Origin of the sequence: Stieleria maiorica (assembly GCF_008035925.1) — a bacterium.
GTDB classification, from domain to species: domain Bacteria; phylum Planctomycetota; class Planctomycetia; order Pirellulales; family Pirellulaceae; genus Stieleria; species Stieleria maiorica.
In genome coordinates this window covers 6721419-6739254 of sequence record NZ_CP036264.1, presented here as the reverse complement: position 1 = coordinate 6739254, position 17836 = coordinate 6721419, and the positions used below count along the sequence as shown (strand labels likewise).

Below are 17836 nucleotides of genomic sequence, written 5' to 3'. Positions count from 1 at the left end.
AGAGATCCTCGCCCCCTCATCCCCAGCCCTTCTCCCACGCAAAGCCGGGGGAGAAGGGAGCCATGGTGTAGTTGTGCAGACGTCCACACATTCGGGGACGGGGGCTAGGAATTGACGGTTCTGCTAGGCCTCGAGGATCAGAACGGCTGCTGGGCTTGGCGACCGGCCATGGCGGCGGCGCCGATCGACCGGATCAGGCCTTCGCCGATGGTCAGCTTCATCGCCGAGCCGTTGGGAATCGATTTGGTGGTGACGTTGACTTCGCCCTTGTCTTCCGAATTGGTCAGGGCGTTGATCATCGCCGCCACGTTGTCGTTGGCTTCGACCGACTGCGCCAGTTCCATGAACGGCAACAGTTTCATCTTGAACTGCCCCAACGGGCGATCGCCACCGTTATCGCTGCTTCCCGACGTGATGAATTCCTTCAACAGTTCTTCGCTGCCACGTCCTGCCGCGACGTAGACCGCTTTGGGGGCGGTTCCGATGTGGACCTGGATCTTGTCGCCGAACAGTTTGCGGACTTCGTCTTCGCTGGCCGGCACATCGGCTTCGATCAGGTGCATGGTGACACCGCTGAAGTTTCCGATGTCGAATTTGAACTTGGGGGCATCGGGGCTGTCGGGGACTTTCGTCGCCAGGTCCTTTGCCAACTCCGCGACTTTGTTGCCGTCGGCGACGAAGGTGCCGATCACGGCTTTGAACTCATCGCGGCCGGCCATCACCAAGGCGCCCATGTCCGCTTTGCCTTCGGACAGCGATTCGGTGACGATGTCGCTAAGACGGTTGATGTACTGGTCGATTTCGTTGACCTGATCCTCCGTCAGGTTACCCTCGTTTTCCAAGGCACCTTTGATCATCGACAAGGACGTTTGGATGCCATCTTTGGCTTGCGTGATGGCCTCGGGGCTGATCGACGTGGCGCTGTGAAGGTAGGCGGCCGCGTCGTCGCGGATGACCGATGCGAACCGGGAGGGGATCGATTGTTGACCGCCGTAAACCGCGGCCAGTTGAGTTCCACCGACGGCGGTGAACGAGAGATCCAATGCGACTTGCTTGTTGGCTTTGTCGATGTTCAACCCGATATTCAGTTCGTCGGCTTCTTGGACAAGGCGTTCCAGTTGTGCGATCGAGTTCTCGGCCACCTCCCGGCCCGATGCGGCGTCAGGTTGTTGGGCCATCGTCTGCTCAAATCCCTGACGCAATTGATCGATCAGGATGTTGCGGATTTCGACGGGAACCTGTTGAACTTGCAAACGGATCGCGACGTTGTAGTTGTTGCCCATGCCTTGAAACAGATCGCCGGCGTCTTCCGGGGCCAACGCGAGTGCGGCTTGATTCTGTGCCGCGACGGCGTTGTTCGCGTTCTGTTTGATATACAACATGTTTTGGTTGACGGTCAGCACCAACGTGCCGTCATCCAATTCGTCGACCGGCCCGGTCTGGGCTTCCAAACGCTTCAGGATGGGGCGAATGTCCTTAGTCGGCAACACGACGATCGGTTGTGGTGCTCCGCCGACCAACGGAACCAGCATCCCGATCGGTTGGTCCATGTCCATGCCTTGGGTGAACGTGGCGGCCAGCATCGGGAACATCGCCAGTTGCGGCTGGCTGGTGATTTCGGCCAGGTAGCTGACGTCATCCATCAACTTCTTGACCGAACCGAGCGTGACGACGACGACCGGTTGCGTGCCGTCGGTGAGCGTGGCACGCGATGATCCGGCCGCCGGCGCGAGCCGCTCTTGAGCCATCGCGGGGGCGGCCAAGAGCGTGGTTGCCAGAACCGCCGCGGCCGCAACGGCGCTCGCGGCATGCCGGGGACGGAGACAATGTGTCATGAAACCCATAATCGTTTGTTGTCCTTGTGACAGATGGGGGTGTTAGATTCGAGCGTAGTGTCTACCAATTCGGCGGGGACCTGACAACTTTGGGACGCCACAACCGATCGAAGTCTTCCAAATCCAACGCCGTGCCGCCCCCCGTGTGAAGGGTCCCCCGTACAATGATCTACCCGTCGAGCGCGGGCCAGGTTTCAACGGTGGCGGAAAAAAAGAAAGGCGGCCATCCCAGTAGGATGACCGCCTTTGAATTGCAAGCAAAAGCGATTGACGTGAGATCGTCGGTTCAGTTGCCGAAACCGCCGCCGCCGCCCAGGCCGCCGCCACCGAGACCACCGCCGGCGCCACCGCCCAAGCCGCCGCCGGCACCACCGCCGCCTGCGCCACCGGACGTCCCGTCGACAAAGTTAAAGGTGCTGACGTCACCGATCTGCGAGAAGAACGGTGCCGGCGAAATCCGGACGTAGCGTCGGTCGGCAGAAATGATCGCCAGGGTCGACAGCGACGCCCCCTCGGGCAACTGCGTGATTTGCGGCTGGAACCCGACGGCGCCGTTGCGGCCGAAGAAGGGATTGGCCCCGATGCCACCGGTCAAGATCTGGGTGTCGCGGTACAGATCCCGCAGGACTTGTGCCGAATCGCTTCCCGGGTTGGCAAATTGACCGAGCAACTGGCCGTTGAGATCACGCTGCACGTCGCGCAGGTGTGCCAGTTGGGCTTCGCCGAGTTTTTCCTGACGTTTTCCCTCTTTGACTTCGAAGACGAACAAGGCGTCTTTTTCGGTCAATGGAACCTCTTTTCGAATGAACCGCTGGGACGGTCGTTTGGCATCGGTGACGATTTCAACGGTGACTTGTCCGGTCGAAACTTCGCCCCACACCTTGCGGACCAGCAGACGGTATTGGCCGCTGAATCCTCGCGGGCAGATGTAGGTTTCCGAAACGGTTCCGGTGTTGTCTTCGCCTTGGCCGGGATAGGAGTCACCGAGCAAGGTGCCGCCGCTGGCGCTGGAGCGGTTTTCCAACGAGCAAACGGTTCCGCCGGGTTCTTCCACGGCCAGATCGATGTCGGCATCGCCGGTCCACGAGACCCGCACGATGACATCGTGTGCGGCGGCCTGGTCCAACGCTTTGGCGAACCGGGCCGCTTCGTCTTCCAGTCCTTTCTCTTTCAGTTCGGTGTAGGCGCTTCGTGCCAGCAGGGTCGCTTTGTCGACGACCGGCGCGAACTCGGCCGGCCACGCCTGCGATAGCACTCCGTTGGCGGCCCAAGCGATCGCGGCCGGGTCATTGAGTTGTTCGGCCAATCGCAGTCCCATCACGTAGGTCTCGCGACGGTTCGGATCCAATTCCGCGACCCGTTTGCACAACCGCAGCGAGGCGGCGTCACTGCCCAAATCCTCCAGGCGCGCGGCAACGTTCAGGATGTCGGCCGGGGTCTCGGCGAAATCGACCGCGGACAACAGCGCCCGTTCGACTTCCGCCTTCGGCGCGCCGGTGGCGGTCAAGGCGATCGCATACGCTTGATACATCCACGGTTGAACATGCCCGGCCCGGATCGCTTCGCTGATCATGTCGCGCGAATGACTGAACCACTCGACGGCCGCTTGTCGATCGCCCTGTTCGTCCGCCGCAGCGGCTTTGACCGAGTATTGCCGCGCGGTCGCACGGATCTGTTGGTCCAGGATGGTGATTTCGCGCACGTCGCCCAGAGTCAGCCCGGCGAAGAACTGCTCCCATGCTTCGCTGCGCGTTTGGCCTGCCTTGGGGGTGACTTTCAGCGGGCGGATCAATTGCTCGTCGGCCGCCGAAAGCGTTGCCGCGGCGGTGTCGGCCGGAGTGGCGTTGGCGTCGTCGGCTACCGGGGCGGATTCCGATTTTGAATCCAAGCTGACGTTATCGGGCACGACGAACATGCCGCCGCCCATACCGCCGCCCATGCCGCCCATGCCGCCGCCCATACCGCCCATGCCGCCGCCCATGCCGCCGCCCATGCCGCCACCCATGCCGCCGCCCATGCCGCCACCCATGCCGCCGCCCATGCCGCCGCCGCCGAGCGAAACGATCGGCACGACGAGGTCACCGACGGGATAGACTTTGGTCACCAGGTTGTCTTCGGCTGCTTCGACGGTGGTGATCTGCATCACTTCGTCTTTGATCAGGTAGGTCAGTTCCAGATCGCGCAACATCAGTCGCAGGAACGATCGCAAGGTGACATTCTTCAGGTCGATGTTGACCCCGGCGTCGGCGTCCAGGCCGATTTCTTCGAGCGCCCGGTTGTCGATCACGATCGGAATTTCGTGCGTGTCGCTGATCGTTTGAATGGCCTCGCTGAGCGGGGTTTCGATGAACGTTTGCGTGGTCTCGTCCGACAGCGATGCTTCGATCTTACGTTCGGTTTCGTTGTCACCGACCAGTTCGATCGAACCGTAACGCTCCAGACGACGACGGCTGAGCGCTTGCCAGACGTCCGCATCGGGGTACAAGATCGGCGGTTCATCGACGAACGGAATGTTGCTCTTGAGCACCAACGAGAACGCATCGACAAAGTTTCGTTCGCGCATCTCCTTGTAGCGTCGGTCGCGGTCATAGGTCTGCAGCGCCAACGGTTGGTCGGTGAAGTGTCGGCCGGCCACCGAATCCTCGGTGATCGAGTCACCGGAGATCTCGGCGAATTTCAACGACACCGTGCCGTCGGCTTCGGTGTAGCGTCCTTCGTCGATCAACGCGTTCATCTGCTGGGAAAGCGTTTTCAAGGTCGCCTCGCGGCGGAAGGTTTCCTCCAACAATCGGGCGGTCGCACGCGACGCTTCGTCTTGTGCGACGATGTTGGCTTGCTGGGCCGCGAACCGTGCTTCGGCGCTGCTGGCCGCTTGGATCGCCGACTGCAACTGGCTTTCCAGATCCTGACGCAACTTGGGTTCGATGTCCGGCAGCGTTTGCACGCGGGCGAGCACGGATTTCAGTTGGCCGGAGACACCGGTCGGATCCGACCGCAGGGCGCGTTCGGCGGCACGCAAGGCCGCTTTGACCTCGGCACGCAACCGTCCGTTGGCGGCGCTGCGTTCGGCTTCGATGCGATCGAGCAAATCGCCGCCGCGTTCCAAAATCTCGTCATCGCCGACGATGCTGCGGCTGGGCGGAACCATCGGCAGACGTCCGCCGCTGGGAGCGGCCGGCGCCGGGGTGGCCGCCGCCGGGGCTGCTTCGGCCGCTGGCGCCGGTGCTGCCGGTGCCGGGGCAGCTGCCGCCGGTGCGGGGTCGCCGAACAAGTCGTCCGCGGCGGGAGCCGCCGGGGCTGCCGGTTCGTCCGTCCCGAACAGATCGTCCGCGGCGGGCGCCGGATCGGCCGGTTGGGCGTCGTCGCCGAACAGGTCGTCAAACGGCGATTCGTTTTGGATGATCAGCGTGGTGCCGCTGACTTTCACCAATGCCTTGGCGTCTTCGTTGTTCGGGTCGGCTTCCAGAGCCATTTCCGCGACGGCTTTGGCGCCTTTCTTGTTGCCTTGCTTCAGGGCCAGCTTCCCAGCCCGCACCAGTTCGTCGGACTTGGCCGCCAGGATACGAGCGGTTTCACGAAGCATGACGCTGCTGGCGGTGGGCAGGGTCAGCCCCGCGTTTTTCTTGGCACCGTCGACCAGCCCCGGCAGGAAGGCGAAGTCGGGGTTGCCGTGTTCGATCGTTGCATCGGTGGTGACGCGGATGTCGGCCGTCGGCGTCGTCCCGCGCAGGTCCAGCTGCATGGAATCGATGTTGCCGGCGATTTGACCGAGCAGGATGGAATCGCGATCGACACGCAGCGGCGGAAGACGTTTGCCATGAGCGATCGTCACCGCCTGGGGCAAGTTTGCATCGTCGATCCAGATCGGTGAACGCACCGCCGATTCGGTCACGCGGGCGGCCATCGCCGTCGCGGTGTTGCCGTCGGCTTCGCTGACGATCCCCAACACGCCGCCGGTGTGATTGGCCAGAATGGCCATCAGTTCGACGTTCTTGGATGGGCCGATCGCGACGCTGTGAACCGAGATGTGGTCGGCTCGCAATGCGTCGATCAACGCCGCGAACCGCGTTTGACTGCCCGTCGCGTCGATCGATGCCCCGTCACCGATGTAAACGATCGAACGCGTGTGGCTGCGGGGGGCGGCCAACAGCGTGCCGCGGACCGCATCGATGACCGAAACCATGTTCGTGTTGCCAAGGGGCAGACGTCGCTTCAATCCCTCCAGGGCCGAACTGACACTCGGATCAGCTGCGGGAGTCAGTGCATCGGACAGGGCGACGGCGTCCACGTCGGCGGCAAACACCCGCACGCGATCTTGCGGCCGAAGCGATGCAACGGTCTTGGTGGCCGCTGCCAATGATTCGCGACGGAACTCACCCGACTGGCTGGCCGAGGTGTCGACGACGACGACGACATCGGCCGCCGGCTGCTCGACCGCCTGCAGCAATGCGTCATCGGCCGACGGCAGGATCGAAGCGGCGAAGTACGCCGGACCGTCAGCACTGGATTGGTCGCCGGGGAAACTGACGACGCGGACCTGGGCACCACTGTCGTTGGCCGTGACGCTGTCGGCTGCGTGAGCCAACACCGCTGCCATCGGGATCGTGAATGCCACAAGGCCGACCATGGGACGCAACCAACGCCCCGGCGTGATCAAAGTTTGAAGTTGACGTGCGACGTCTCGCATCTGAATTTTCTCCGCGGTGCTTGAAAACGGCGATCTGCCTGTCTTCATCGGAACGACCGTTCTGTGTGCTAGGTGCCAAACCACTCGAAAAAACGCGCAACTGGCGGGTTTCGGGTGATCTAGGGAAAAGGGATGAGTTGATCGAGAGAAATCTCTATGGGCAGAGTCTATTCCCGCTCAATTCAACTCGCTACGAAAAAAACCGCCTTTCGCCCACTCCATCTGATCCTCATTCCGGTTGTAGGTGTTGCATTTTGCAACACCTGTAGCAAAATCGATCAGCCGGAATGGACGAAAGACAAGCCAAACCCCGGCAAGAGATGGGGTGGATGCGATTGTTGTGCCAATTGCGAAAAAAAGGTCGTGCACGTTGCTGTTTAGTCTTCAGGCGATTCCCCGTCGCTGCTTGGGACGTCGTACCGGAAGCAGCGAGCGTGGGCGGCTAAAGCCCAATACCGCTAAGTTAAGCGTTGTTTCCTGCGGGGAGGGCCCGTAGGCTCGCGCCAAACGGCTGATCATCGTCCGACATCAGCCGGTTCGCGCCAACGTCCAGGCTTCTCCCTCGGCCTTAACTTAGCGGTATTGGGCTAAAGCCTGAACACTCGCGCACTCGCATTGCACTACTGCGCTCCGCTGTCGTCGAAGGTGAATTTCGACACCCCCCGCGACTTGCTCGGCAACTGGCCTCGCACCAGGACTTCGGTCACCCGCTGGGTCTCGGGTTCGAACCGCCGGTTGCTGCGTTTGTCGGTAAAAATCGACTGCGGCAGTGTCAGACTGCCCCCCGGCTGCAGGGGACTGGCTTGGGTGATTTCATAGTGCCCATTGAGAATGATCGTCAAATGCCGGATCGGCTGATCGAGTTCGCTGGTGACGGTGACCACGTCGGTCAGCACGGCGACCTTGCCCCCCGTCGTCGGCAGAGGGGCTCGGTCGAGCGAAACACGGACCGGCAGCGGCGGACCGCCGATGCTTTCGGGGAACAACGCGTAAACGCTCAGTCCGACCGCGATCATCATCCCGAACGCGGCCAACAACGCCCGCGACGAGAGTCGGCGTGTAGGCGCGACGCGCGGGATGTCGTCCGGTGGGATGTCGCCGGCTGGATTGGGGTCTGGGGGGGCCGATGCGGAAGAAGTCATTGGAACGGGCCGCGTCGAGCGAGAGGTCCGGCGAAGGGGGCGAGGGAATGAAAAAAGCCGGCTGACAAATCTGGCGATCTGTCAGCCGGCAGTTGCTTCGACCCGTCGGCGGCAAAATGGAGCCGCTGGGAGAAACGCGTAAGTCTAAGCGTGCTACTGCACAAGCCGTTGAGTGACTTAGGCGAACCCTAAAAATGATCCCTCTGCCGAATTAAGAGGATCGAAGCGGGCGGGGTCTTTTTCAGACCACGCCGCGTAAGTGTAGGGCGCCGGCTTCTAACAGCAAGCGCACTGGTTCCTCGACACCCTCCTGATCGGCGTCTGCCCACCGACGACGTGACTCCTTTTTTCCCGGTTCGGCCCGAATTTTCTGGCTCGATGGATCACCCCTGCGGATGCCAATGGAAGTTTGTTTTTTTCTGGCGTTGGACGGCGATTGCCCCGATTCGAGTTCGCGGGACAGTTTTTTCATTTACATTTCGCCGCCCGTTTCGCTTGGTGACTTAGACCCTGATTCCGACCCAACCGTCTGAGTGACCGATCCATGAACGAGCTTCGTTGGAAGTCCGCCCACCCTCCGTGTGCCGCTGGCTCTAATATCAGTGACCCTAATACCAGTGCCTCCAACACCGGCGATGCTTTATCGCGTCGGCGGAGTGTTTTTGCACGGTCGTTTCGTTGCCGAATCATGGCCTTGGTACTGCTGTGCATCGCCGTCACCACGCTCCCGTTGTCGGCGGTCCATGCGGGATCTCCCTTGGATGGTGATTTGTTCAGCGAAATCTCGATGTCCGAAACCGTGGTCGGCACAGCGCAGCAAGTTGCTTTGCCGGCCAAGGCGTCCGATGTCATTTTGGGGCCGGCGGCATTGTCGACCGTGCTCGATGAAGCCGGTGTCGCGAGCGAGATCGAGTCGCAATCACTTCGAGTCGACTTGGCAGACATGCTGCCGACCGAACCGGATGCGGTCAAACGCAATGACCTGCGATTCAGCGTCGACGCGGAAGCCGGACGCATCGACGTGGTGATGCCGATCGAGGGTTTGTCGATCGGAGCACTCGATGACGGCGCAGCGGTTGATGGAGAAAAGTTGATGGCATTATTGGTTGCGTTGCAGAACCATTCGCATGTTCAACTAGTCGCGTTGGGAAAAACGTTGGCGTACCAATCGTCACTGAGCAATCACGACGTCACGCCCGAGCGACTGCGTGTTGCCGCCAAGCGATTGTCGACTGCCGCAACGGACACGGCGTCCATGGTTCCTGCGGTGATGATGAAACCGTCTGTCTCTCCGACACAACGGGACGTCACCCCGGCGTCGCAAAGCTCGTCAACGTTGGTCGGCACTTGGTCGGCGAAAACCTCGGTCAGCGATGCGTGGGCCGTTCGATTCGCCGATGACGCGAGCTTTGTGATGGTTCACACCAAGAACGGAAAGAACCTGGTGTCACGTGGGAAATACAAAGCAACCGCGAATCGGTTGGAGTTGAGTGAATCGGCCGGTGTGACACTCGCCGGCGCGCTGCAACGCAGTTCCGCGGACGCGTTTCGATGGCAACTGCAAAACAGCAACGGCGACGTGGTGGCCACACTCGCGTTCGAAAAGCAATGAGCACGCGTTGGTGTTTAGCCTTCAGGCGATTCCTTTCGCTGCGAAGCAGCGAGCAGCGACCGCCCGGAAGGGCCGTCGTACCGAAGCAGCGAGCGGGAGCGGCTAGAGCCTGAACACCAGCGCCGCTACTCTTCATCGAATTCCGGGAAACGGATGAAGGTGTCGGGAGGTTGAAACAGTTCGTCCCATGACGCCTGATCGTCGGCGCCTGTTTCGGTCACGCTCGTCTCGGGCCGGACGAAGGCATTTTCTTCTTCGTCGATGCTGAAGTCGGCCAAGGACCGCGCGACGTCCACGGCGATCTTCACTTCGTCCATCAAGTCGTGCACACCGGCCGCGGCGGAGATGGTCCCGATACAGGGTTCGTGTTGGTGGCCGACGTTCCAAGCCAATTCAAACTGCGTCGCCAATTCGACAAACACTTCCACGGCGGCGGTCGCGATTCGAACGGGTTCGGCAATTGAGCTCGCGGAGTTCAGGTCCACTTCGATTTCGATGGTCAATTCCCCCGAGTCATTGATGTCGATCTTGGGGCTGAGATCGGCGATCTGCTGCCGCCGGCACTCGATGGGAATCGCCGCCAAGACCGCATCGATTCGGTCGCGGTCATCCAACGGGTTGCTGGTGTAGACAAAACAAAGTTGCATGCGGAGCGAAGGTGATTGACGATGGGCCTGGCGGATCGGATTGTTGCTAGACTACAGCGTCTGGCCCAGAATCCATACGCCCCTCGGGAATCCTATCGGTGAAACCTCTTCACGTGTCCGCAATCGTCGCGGGATTACTGTGTCTTAGCCTCGGTTGCCCGTCCAAACCGGCGACGGACTCGACGCCGGACCGGGCGGGCGATCCCGAACCTGCGGTTCAGGTCGGCTCCCTCAATCAATCGGCCGGCGAAACGGATCAGGTCGCGGCGGACATCGAAGCGGTGGCGAAAACGCGTCGCGACGGAAACAACGCGGTGATCGAAGTCGACTTTCGCGATGCGGAGGTCGGCGATGTGATCGGCAAGCTGGCGGCCCTGCCCAAGTTGCGAAGTCTGTTGTTTGCCGGATCCGACGTCAGCGACGATGACTTGGCCGAAGTCGGGAAGATCCAGACGCTGGAAAACCTGGACCTGCGTGGCTGTGCGATCGGAGATGACGGAATCGCGCATCTGGGCGGCTTGACGCGGCTTAAGGCGATCAGGCTTTCCGGGAAAGACGGTGCGACGACAGTGACCGATGCCGCCATGCCGACGCTCGGTGGAATCAAGACGCTGAAAGTGATCGCGTTGGACTTTTTGCCGATCAGCGACGATGGGTTCGCGGCGCTGGGCGGACTATCGGAACTGGTGGAGTTGTATTTGGCCGGGACCCAGGTCACCGATCAAGCGGCTGGCACGCTCGCCGGATTGTCGGCGCTGAAGAAACTGCGAATCGCGTCCACTCCATTCGGCAACGACGGCCTGGCCAACCTTGCCGGGCTTTCTGACGTGACCGAATTGGATCTCAGCGAGTGTCAGGGGATCAACAACGACGCCTTGGCAACCCTCGGCGGATTCAAGCAGCTTGCCAAACTGAATCTGTACAGCACGTCGGTCGGCGATGGAGCCTGGGGACAATTGTCCGGGGCGAAGCAACTGAAGTGGCTGAATGTCGACAAGACGAACATCGGCGATGCATCGTTAGAGGAGCTGGGCCGATTGACCGGATTGACGTTCCTGCATCTGGGCAGCACCAAGATCACCGACGATGGATTACCAGCGTTGGCCGGAATGTCAAACCTGGAAAAACTGATCGTGACGCGAACCGCGGTCACCCAAGACGGTGTCGATCAATTGCAGCCCAAGCTGCCCGAGTGCGAGATTCAGCTGGAGTATGTCCCGGGGAAATAACCGTCGGCGACTGGGTGCACGACGTCCATTCTAGGTTGTCACGCTGATGCCCCACGGGCGACGGCCCGCTTGATGCTTTGCAATGACAGGGGAATCGCCTCAAGGCTAAACACCAACGATTGCTGAATCCTGTTTCGCGTGCGGCGTCTGTCGACCGATCGGTTGGCAAGGCAGTCGTGATCGATCATGTTGGGCAGTTCGAATGACCAGAGGGCGGGGCGATCGCTCGTCGGCGTTTTGCCGGCGGGAGGAAAGTCCGGGCTCCGCAGGACAGGATGGTCGATAACGTCGACCGGCCGCGAGGCCAGGGAAAGTGCAACAGAGAGCAGACCGCCGAACGGTTCACCGGGGCTCGTCCCCGCTGGACGCGTGGTAAGGGTGAAACGGTGCGGTAAGAGCGCACCAGCGATCGGGGTGACCCGATCGGCTCGGTAAACCCCATCCGGAGCTAGACCAAACAGGGTGCAGAAGCGGTCCGCTTCGCCATCGACACTCGGGTAGGTCGCAATGGAGGCGACGAGCAATCGTCGTGCACAGATAAATGATCGCTGCCATCGGCGCGCCGCTGCCGGAATCCGTTCCGGCCGCCCGCTCCGATCGGTACAGAACCCGGCTTACAAGCCCTCTGGTCGTTCGCATTTTCTTTGACATAGCTACGCTCGATGCGAGCGTGGAACATCACAGAGGTCCACCTTCTGGCGAAGGTAGCTACGTTTGAACGGCAAAATCTCGGCTTGCGGCGTCCGCGGCAGATCGCTTAGATCGGTTCAGAGAACTCTCTGAGAATGAAATGGAATTCCGCAACTATCTGACCTGTCTCTGGCCGGGGCTCAGCGAGCTTTGGTGGCGTGGTCGGTTGTCAGCGCTGCCGTTGGCGATCGGGTTCGGTATCGGCATGAATTCGCTGTTGGTTCTCAAATACCTGTATCCGACCTGGCTGGACCCGTTGCTGGTGCGAAGCGCCTGGTGGGTCGGCGTCTGTGTCTGGGTCTGCTGGACGGTCAAGAGCGTTCGAGAATTGCCAGCATTACTCGATCCACGAGCGGTCACCGAAACACCCGACCGATTTGTCGACGCCCAGGCGGCCTACCTGCGCGGCGATTGGGAGGCGACCGAACCGTTATTGTTGGGGATCCTGGCGATCGAACCACGTGACCCCCCGGCGTTGTTGATGTTGTCGAGTGTCTATCGTCATACGGGGCGGGTCGGCAGTGCCCGCGTGTTGCTGGACGAAATGCGCCGGCTGGAGATCGCCGACCGCTGGCAGATCGAAATCGACGCCGAGGCGACTCGGATCGCTCGTCAAAGCGAATCCAGCGATTCAGAAGACGAGGACGCGGTCAACGACGGTCAGGAAACCGAATCGGCCTCGGAGTTGCAGGAGGATGGAGATGCTGCCGATTTGACAGCGGCCTAAACGAGGCACGCGGGCGAACAATCCAGCAGATCGCCAAGCGGAATGGATCGTTTTGTTCTACTTCGTCGTGAAACTGACAACGTGACGACGTTTTTAGACAACAGATTCGCAAAAATTTGAGCCGCATTTTTGCTTCAAATCGGGCTTCCGTCCGCTTGTTTCGCCGGGACTCCTATCCCCCAAAATTTACAAAACCGATAGAATCGAATTCAGCCGGTTGATTACCGGTGATCCCTACCGCCGCTGTGTCCTCAAGCGGTCGTTGTGACTCGATTTCGCTTCCAATGGCGTACGGTTTGCTGATAAGGGACTGACGAGGAATCGAGACGAACGAATCGCCAAGTTGACAGTTCGGCTGTCGACCTGAGTTTTGAACAATGCAAGGCTGACGTGGTTTGATGCCGGGAACTCGGTTCCCTGGTCAATGCCGCGTCTGATTTGAATGGACCAACCCGAGTGTGTGCCCCCCGCGGGTGCCCGCTTGGCAAAACCCGCCGGGTAACGAGACAAACTTATGTACGAACGATTTACCGACCGCGCTCGCAAAGTGATGCAACTGGCCAACCAGGAAGCACAGCGCTTTAACCACGAATACATCGGCACCGAGCACATTTTGCTCGGGCTGGTGAAAGAAGGCAGTGGTGTGGCCGCGAATGTTTTGAAGAACCTGGACGTCGATCTTCGCAAGATTCGGTTGGAGGTCGAGAAACTGGTCCAAAGCGGTCCCGAGATGGTGACCGTCGGCAAGCTGCCGCAAACGCCGCGGGCCAAGAAGGTGATCGAGTACTCGATGGAGGAGGCTCGGAATCTGAACCACAGCTACGTCGGCACCGAGCACATTCTGCTGGGGCTGCTGCGAGAGCAAGAAGGCGTCGCCGCCCAGGTGTTGATGAACCTGGGGCTGAAACTGGAAGACGTCCGCGAAGAAGTGCTCAATCTGCTCGGCCACGGCCTCGAAGGCGCCGAAGTCGGCGAGCGTGGCGGACGCGGATCCGAAGAAGGCAGTTCCAGCGGATCGTCCGGCAAGAGCGGCAAGAGCAAGACGCCGGCCCTGGACAGCTTCGGTCGCGATCTGACGGAACTCGCCCGCAAGGGTGAACTGGATCCGGTCATCGGACGCGAACGCGAAATCGAACGCGCCATCCAAATCCTCTGCCGCCGCACCAAGAACAATCCGGTGCTGCTGGGCGAAGCCGGTGTCGGCAAGACGGCGATCGTCGAAGGGTTCGCCCAAAAAGTGATCGAGGGCGAAGTCCCCGAGATCCTGGCCGAAAAACGCATCGTCGTCCTGGACCTTGCGATGATGGTCGCCGGGACGAAGTACCGCGGTCAATTCGAAGAACGCATCAAAGCGGTCATGACCGAAGTCCGTCGTGTGAAGAACACGATCCTGTTCATCGACGAACTCCACACCCTGGTCGGTGCCGGTGGTGCCGAAGGTGCGATCGACGCCGCCAACGTTCTCAAACCGGCCCTGGCCCGTGGCGAGATCCAGTGCATCGGTGCTACGACGCTGGACGAGTACCGCAAGTACATCGAAAAAGACAACGCCCTGGCGCGACGTTTCCAAGAGATCATCGTCGAACCGACCGGCAAAGAGGAAACGATCGAGATCCTGAAAGGGCTTCGCGAACGCTACGAAGAACACCACCGCGTTCAGATCACCGACGACGCCGTGGTCTCGGCCGTCGAAATGAGCGAACGCTACATCACCGCACGCTGCCTGCCCGACAAGGCGATCGATGTGATCGACGAAGCCGGTGCCCGGGTGCGTCTGCGTACGATGACCCGTCCGCCGGATCTGAAAGAAATCGATGAAGAAGTCGAGCAGCTGAACAAGGAAAAAGAAGACGCGGTCGCCAACCAAGACTTCGAAAAAGCCGCCAACTTGCGCGATCAGGCCGAGAAGCTTCGCAAGAAGAAAGACCAGATCACCCAAGACTGGCGGGAGAAGAGTCAACAGACCGACGGCGTGGTCGACGAAGAAGTGATCGCGGAGGTCGTCAGCAAGATGACCGGCATCCCGCTGACCCGGCTGTCGACCGAAGACAGCTTGCGGTTGATGCGGATGGAGGAAGAACTGCACAAACGCGTCGTCAGCCAGGACCTGGCGGTTTCGGCCGTTGCCAAGGCGGTCCGACGCAGCCGCAGCGGTTTGAAGGATCCGCGACGCCCCACCGGTTCGTTCATCTTCGCCGGACCGACCGGTGTCGGTAAAACGTTGTTGGCCAAAGCGCTTGCCGAATACATGTTCGGCGACAGCGACGCGCTCGTGCACATCGACATGAGCGAGTACATGGAGAAACACAACGTCAGCCGACTGATCGGGGCGCCTCCCGGGTTCGTCGGTTATGAAGAAGGCGGCCAGTTGACGGAAAAAATCCGCCGCCGACCGTACGCCGTGGTGCTGTTCGATGAAATCGAAAAGGCTCACCCCGACGTGTTCAACATGATGCTGCAGGTGATGGAAGAAGGGCGTTTGACCGATTCGTTCGGCCGCAACGTGGACTTCCGCAACACGATCCTGATCATGACGACCAACGCCGGTGCCGAAGCGATCAAGAACGAATCCGCGTTCGGGTTCCAAAAATCCGACACCGACGCCAGCTACGAGTCGATGAAGACTCGCGTGATGGAACAAATCGAACGCGTCTTCCGCCCCGAGTTCCTGAACCGGTTGGACGACACGATCATCTTCCGTCACCTGACCCGTGAAGATTTGAAGCTGGTCATCGATTTCGAACTGTCCAAGGTCCGCGAGCGATTGCTCGACCGCGGCTTGGCCCTGGAACTGCAGGACGAAGCGAAGGAGTTCCTGATCCGTCGCGGAACCGACCTGGATTACGGTGCACGTCCGCTGCGTCGCGCGATCGAGCAACGCATCGAAGATCCGCTCAGCGAAGAATTGCTGCGTGGTGCGTTCGAAGGCAAGGACACGATCGTGGTCAAAGGGATCCTGGAAAACTCCGACGGCAACTCGATCGCTCCGAGCGACATGACGATCACCGAAGACGGGAAGATGATCGACCCCGATGGCAAGAAGGTGAAAGTCGTCCGACTGGAATTCCACGGCGAAACCCGCGGGCACACCGAAGAGAAGGAGCAACCGGTCAGCGCCGCGGTCGGCGAAAGCGAAGAAAGCAAGGATGAGTCGAACGACTGACCCGCCACGCTGATGGCCTGAATCAGAATCGCGAAGCCCCGTCGGTTGATCAACCGGCGGGGCTTTTTGTTTTTCGTCGCGGCCTGCTGTTTTTTTCGAATCCAGAGTGCCTTTGCCAGCCCGACGCGTAAGCGAGGGGCAACGTGGCGTCCCTCGCTTACGCGTCGGGCTGGCATTATTGCGCACATTCCGGCGTGTAAGAGAAGCCAACAGCCCCCTGGCGCGTTCCGCTACGCCGCCTCGCGCCCCAGGCGCGGTTCGGCCGTCGGCAGGTTGATCACGCCGGCGATCTGGTCGACCGATGCGACACAATCCAGGTCGATCGCGCGACGCACCGCGGACATGCTGTTGCGATACCGCAGCATCCCGATCATCTCGCCCAGAGAACTCCCGCCCAGCAACGCTTGGCGAAGCATCGTGACCATTCCTGGAACTGGTTCACTTGGCAGGATTCGATGGCGGATCGCTGCCAAGCACTGACCGCGTGCCACGTCCGACTCGTCGACCGGCACCAATGCACTGTCCGCCTGGATGTAGCAATCCGCTGCCGACGCCGTCGTCCATCCCGCTCGCTTCAACAGGCATCCCATTGCGTAACTGACTGCGATCGGATCGCTCATCGCCGGGGCGACCGCGTCGAGCAGATCGCCGAGCAGATGACGCCGAATGAAAAATGTGTTGATGAAGAATCCGGAGACGCCTTCGGGCGGCGCATCGGCAGGCCAGCTTTGACAGAACCGTCCGTCGGAATCGGACCAGTGGGCACCGTCGACGCTTCGGCCGGTGTCATCGACCAGTGCGGGAGTGACGGCACCAACGTGCGGGGTGTCGAAGTGTTCGAGCGCACGGTCGGTCCACTCCGCACAAGCTTTCATTCCCGTGCCCAGCACATGGACGATCGGGGCACTGGTGGCGTCGAACGCATCGCGTACCAGATCGGTCAGGTTCGAAGACCGCGCGGTGACGAAGTGGACTTCATCACTCAGCTCAAAGGGGTCGGTGTAGGTCCCGTTGTGTACGGCAACGATCTGGCAGTCATCCGTCTGGTTTTCCAAGACACTCAGCAACGTTTCCTCGAACAGTTTCTCGTCACGCTGCAGCGGAATCACAATCGAGACACGGGGCGGCCGCGGAAATTTCGGCACTGGAAGGCTCCAGTAAAACGTGGATAAACAGGGGGCTGCATAGGAAATCGGAGTTCTGAACCGGCAATATTCAGTCGTTCAGACCCGCTGGAGACCGGTTTCAGCGGCAAGAAGCTGCCCACAGGCGGTTCCAGGTGAATAACCGGAAAGGTTTGACAGCCGGGTGGCGGTGGCTGGAACGCGGAGGGCGCGAGAGAGATGGAGGGGCGAGAAAGAGGTTGGTCAAAAAATGGGTTTGTCAAAAAATGAAAGCGTGTGGACCTGGTGTGGTCGCCAACACGTCCGGCGGCTCCATTTTTTGACCAGTAAATTTTTTGACCAGTAAACGATGCCCCCCGAAATCTTCTGGCCTGGGCACCTCTTCTGCCGCAGACAGCGCTGCTTGACCGTTCAATCGCCGTGCTTTTCGCGCAACCGCCCGGACAATCGCAGCATCAGCTGGATCCTTTCGAACTCGGCCAGCCATTCGGCGGTCACGGCGGTCAGCAGATCGACGTTGACCGCGCCGATGCCGGTCGGGCAACTGGGCCCGAGCTGGGTGGCGGCCATGTGCCGGTACGTCGCCAGCGTCCGGTCTCCGTAGCGTCCGCAGACATAATTGTCTTCGCTGAGAAACAGCACCGAGGGGACGCGATGCCCGCCGCAGGTCGAGATGGCCGCGGCGAATTCGCTGTGGTCGTCGCGATCAAAAAAACGCACGCGAATGTTCGCGTTGGCGTCGGCGAAATGGTCGAACACCGGGCACTGGTTGATGCAATCACCGCACCAGACCCCGGCGGAGACCAGGACTTTCATTTCACGGGTGAATCCACCCAGCAGTTCACGCTGGGCCGGATCAATCCGGACTTCACGATGCACCGCAGCCCAGCGGTCCTGCTGGGCCGGATTGCCGTACTTGGTCAAAAACGCGTTGTAGTCGAGCCCTTGTTCGAACAGGGCAGTATAGTCGAGCGACATCG

At 60.6% G+C, this 17836-nt stretch carries 11 protein-coding genes and 1 other RNA gene; 5 read left to right on the top strand and 7 right to left on the bottom strand.

The features are described from left to right. Positions 1-137: 137 nt before the first annotated feature. The 4 genes from Mal15_RS22945 to Mal15_RS22930 all read right to left on the bottom strand — a co-directional run bounded on the left by Mal15_RS22945 (position 138) and on the right by Mal15_RS22930 (position 8136). Positions 138-1835, bottom strand: coding sequence for a hypothetical protein (locus Mal15_RS22945; RefSeq protein ID WP_147869897.1), 1698 nt, complete (start codon positions 1833-1835; stop codon positions 138-140). Between the two features lie 286 nt (positions 1836-2121). Beyond that, entirely contained in the window at positions 2122-6522 is a 4401-nt protein-coding gene (locus tag Mal15_RS22940; RefSeq protein WP_233902973.1) for a VWA domain-containing protein, read from the bottom strand. Between the two features lie 620 nt (positions 6523-7142). Then, a complete protein-coding gene (locus Mal15_RS22935) occupies positions 7143-7664 on the bottom strand; it encodes a hypothetical protein (protein ID WP_147869896.1) in 522 nt (173 codons plus the stop codon). Positions 7665-7905: 241 nt separating this feature from the next. Continuing rightward, positions 7906-8136, bottom strand: a complete 231-nt coding sequence (locus Mal15_RS22930) for a hypothetical protein (RefSeq protein WP_147869895.1) — start codon at positions 8134-8136, stop codon at positions 7906-7908. A gap of 216 nt (positions 8137-8352) precedes the next feature. Here Mal15_RS22930 and Mal15_RS22925 point away from each other — a divergent pair, with 216 nt between their 5' ends. Then, positions 8353-9276 (top strand): hypothetical protein, encoded by a 924-nt coding sequence (locus Mal15_RS22925; protein WP_147869894.1) that lies wholly within the window; start codon positions 8353-8355, stop codon positions 9274-9276. Positions 9277-9401: 125 nt separating this feature from the next. Here Mal15_RS22925 and Mal15_RS22920 read toward each other — a convergent pair whose 3' ends face one another. Further along, positions 9402-9923 carry a hypothetical protein gene (locus Mal15_RS22920; RefSeq protein ID WP_147869893.1) on the bottom strand — a complete coding sequence of 174 codons (522 nt, stop codon included), beginning with the start codon at positions 9921-9923 and terminating at the stop codon, positions 9402-9404. 98 nt (positions 9924-10021) lie between these two features. On the opposite strand from Mal15_RS22920, the gene Mal15_RS22915 reads away from it, so the two are divergent. The 4 genes from Mal15_RS22915 to Mal15_RS22900 all read left to right on the top strand — a co-directional run bounded on the left by Mal15_RS22915 (position 10022) and on the right by Mal15_RS22900 (position 15732). Continuing rightward, complete coding sequence (locus tag Mal15_RS22915) at positions 10022-11152, top strand: leucine-rich repeat domain-containing protein (RefSeq protein ID WP_147869892.1); 1131 nt, start codon at positions 10022-10024, stop codon at positions 11150-11152. 206 nt (positions 11153-11358) lie between these two features. Next, positions 11359-11785: RNase P RNA component class A (gene rnpB, locus Mal15_RS22910), an RNA gene on the top strand. A 157-nt stretch (positions 11786-11942) separates the two neighbouring features. Beyond that, positions 11943-12569, top strand: a complete 627-nt coding sequence (locus Mal15_RS22905; protein ID WP_147869891.1) for a tetratricopeptide repeat protein — start codon at positions 11943-11945, stop codon at positions 12567-12569. Positions 12570-13083: 514 nt separating this feature from the next. After that, a complete protein-coding gene (locus Mal15_RS22900; protein WP_147869890.1) occupies positions 13084-15732 on the top strand; it encodes an ATP-dependent Clp protease ATP-binding subunit in 2649 nt (882 codons plus the stop codon). 230 nt (positions 15733-15962) lie between these two features. Here the strand turns inward: Mal15_RS22900 and Mal15_RS22895 are convergent, their stop codons facing one another. Then, positions 15963-16877, bottom strand: coding sequence for a hypothetical protein (locus Mal15_RS22895; RefSeq protein ID WP_147869889.1), 915 nt, complete (start codon positions 16875-16877; stop codon positions 15963-15965). A gap of 390 nt (positions 16878-17267) precedes the next feature. Further along, positions 17268-17834: a thioredoxin family protein gene (locus Mal15_RS22890; RefSeq protein WP_147869888.1), complete on the bottom strand. Its 567-nt coding sequence runs from the start codon at positions 17832-17834 to the stop codon at positions 17268-17270. Positions 17835-17836 lie beyond the last annotated feature (2 nt).

What these genes read in the sequence shown, in the direction of transcription:
- Mal15_RS22945 (WP_147869897.1), bottom strand. Translation starts at nt 1,835, where the DNA reads ATGACACATTGTCTCCGTCCCCGGCATGCCGCGAGCGCCGTTGCGGCC.
- Mal15_RS22940 (WP_233902973.1), bottom strand. Translation starts at nt 6,522, where the DNA reads ATGCGAGACGTCGCACGTCAACTTCAAACTTTGATCACGCCGGGGCGT.
- Mal15_RS22935 (WP_147869896.1), bottom strand. Translation starts at nt 7,664, where the DNA reads ATGACTTCTTCCGCATCGGCCCCCCCAGACCCCAATCCAGCCGGCGAC.
- Mal15_RS22930 (WP_147869895.1), bottom strand. Translation starts at nt 8,136, where the DNA reads ATGAAAAAACTGTCCCGCGAACTCGAATCGGGGCAATCGCCGTCCAAC.
- Mal15_RS22925 (WP_147869894.1), top strand. Translation starts at nt 8,353, where the DNA reads ATGGCCTTGGTACTGCTGTGCATCGCCGTCACCACGCTCCCGTTGTCG.
- Mal15_RS22920 (WP_147869893.1), bottom strand. Translation starts at nt 9,923, where the DNA reads ATGCAACTTTGTTTTGTCTACACCAGCAACCCGTTGGATGACCGCGAC.
- Mal15_RS22905 (WP_147869891.1), top strand. Translation starts at nt 11,943, where the DNA reads ATGGAATTCCGCAACTATCTGACCTGTCTCTGGCCGGGGCTCAGCGAG.
- Mal15_RS22900 (WP_147869890.1), top strand. Translation starts at nt 13,084, where the DNA reads ATGTACGAACGATTTACCGACCGCGCTCGCAAAGTGATGCAACTGGCC.
- Mal15_RS22890 (WP_147869888.1), bottom strand. Translation starts at nt 17,834, where the DNA reads ATGTCGCTCGACTATACTGCCCTGTTCGAACAAGGGCTCGACTACAAC.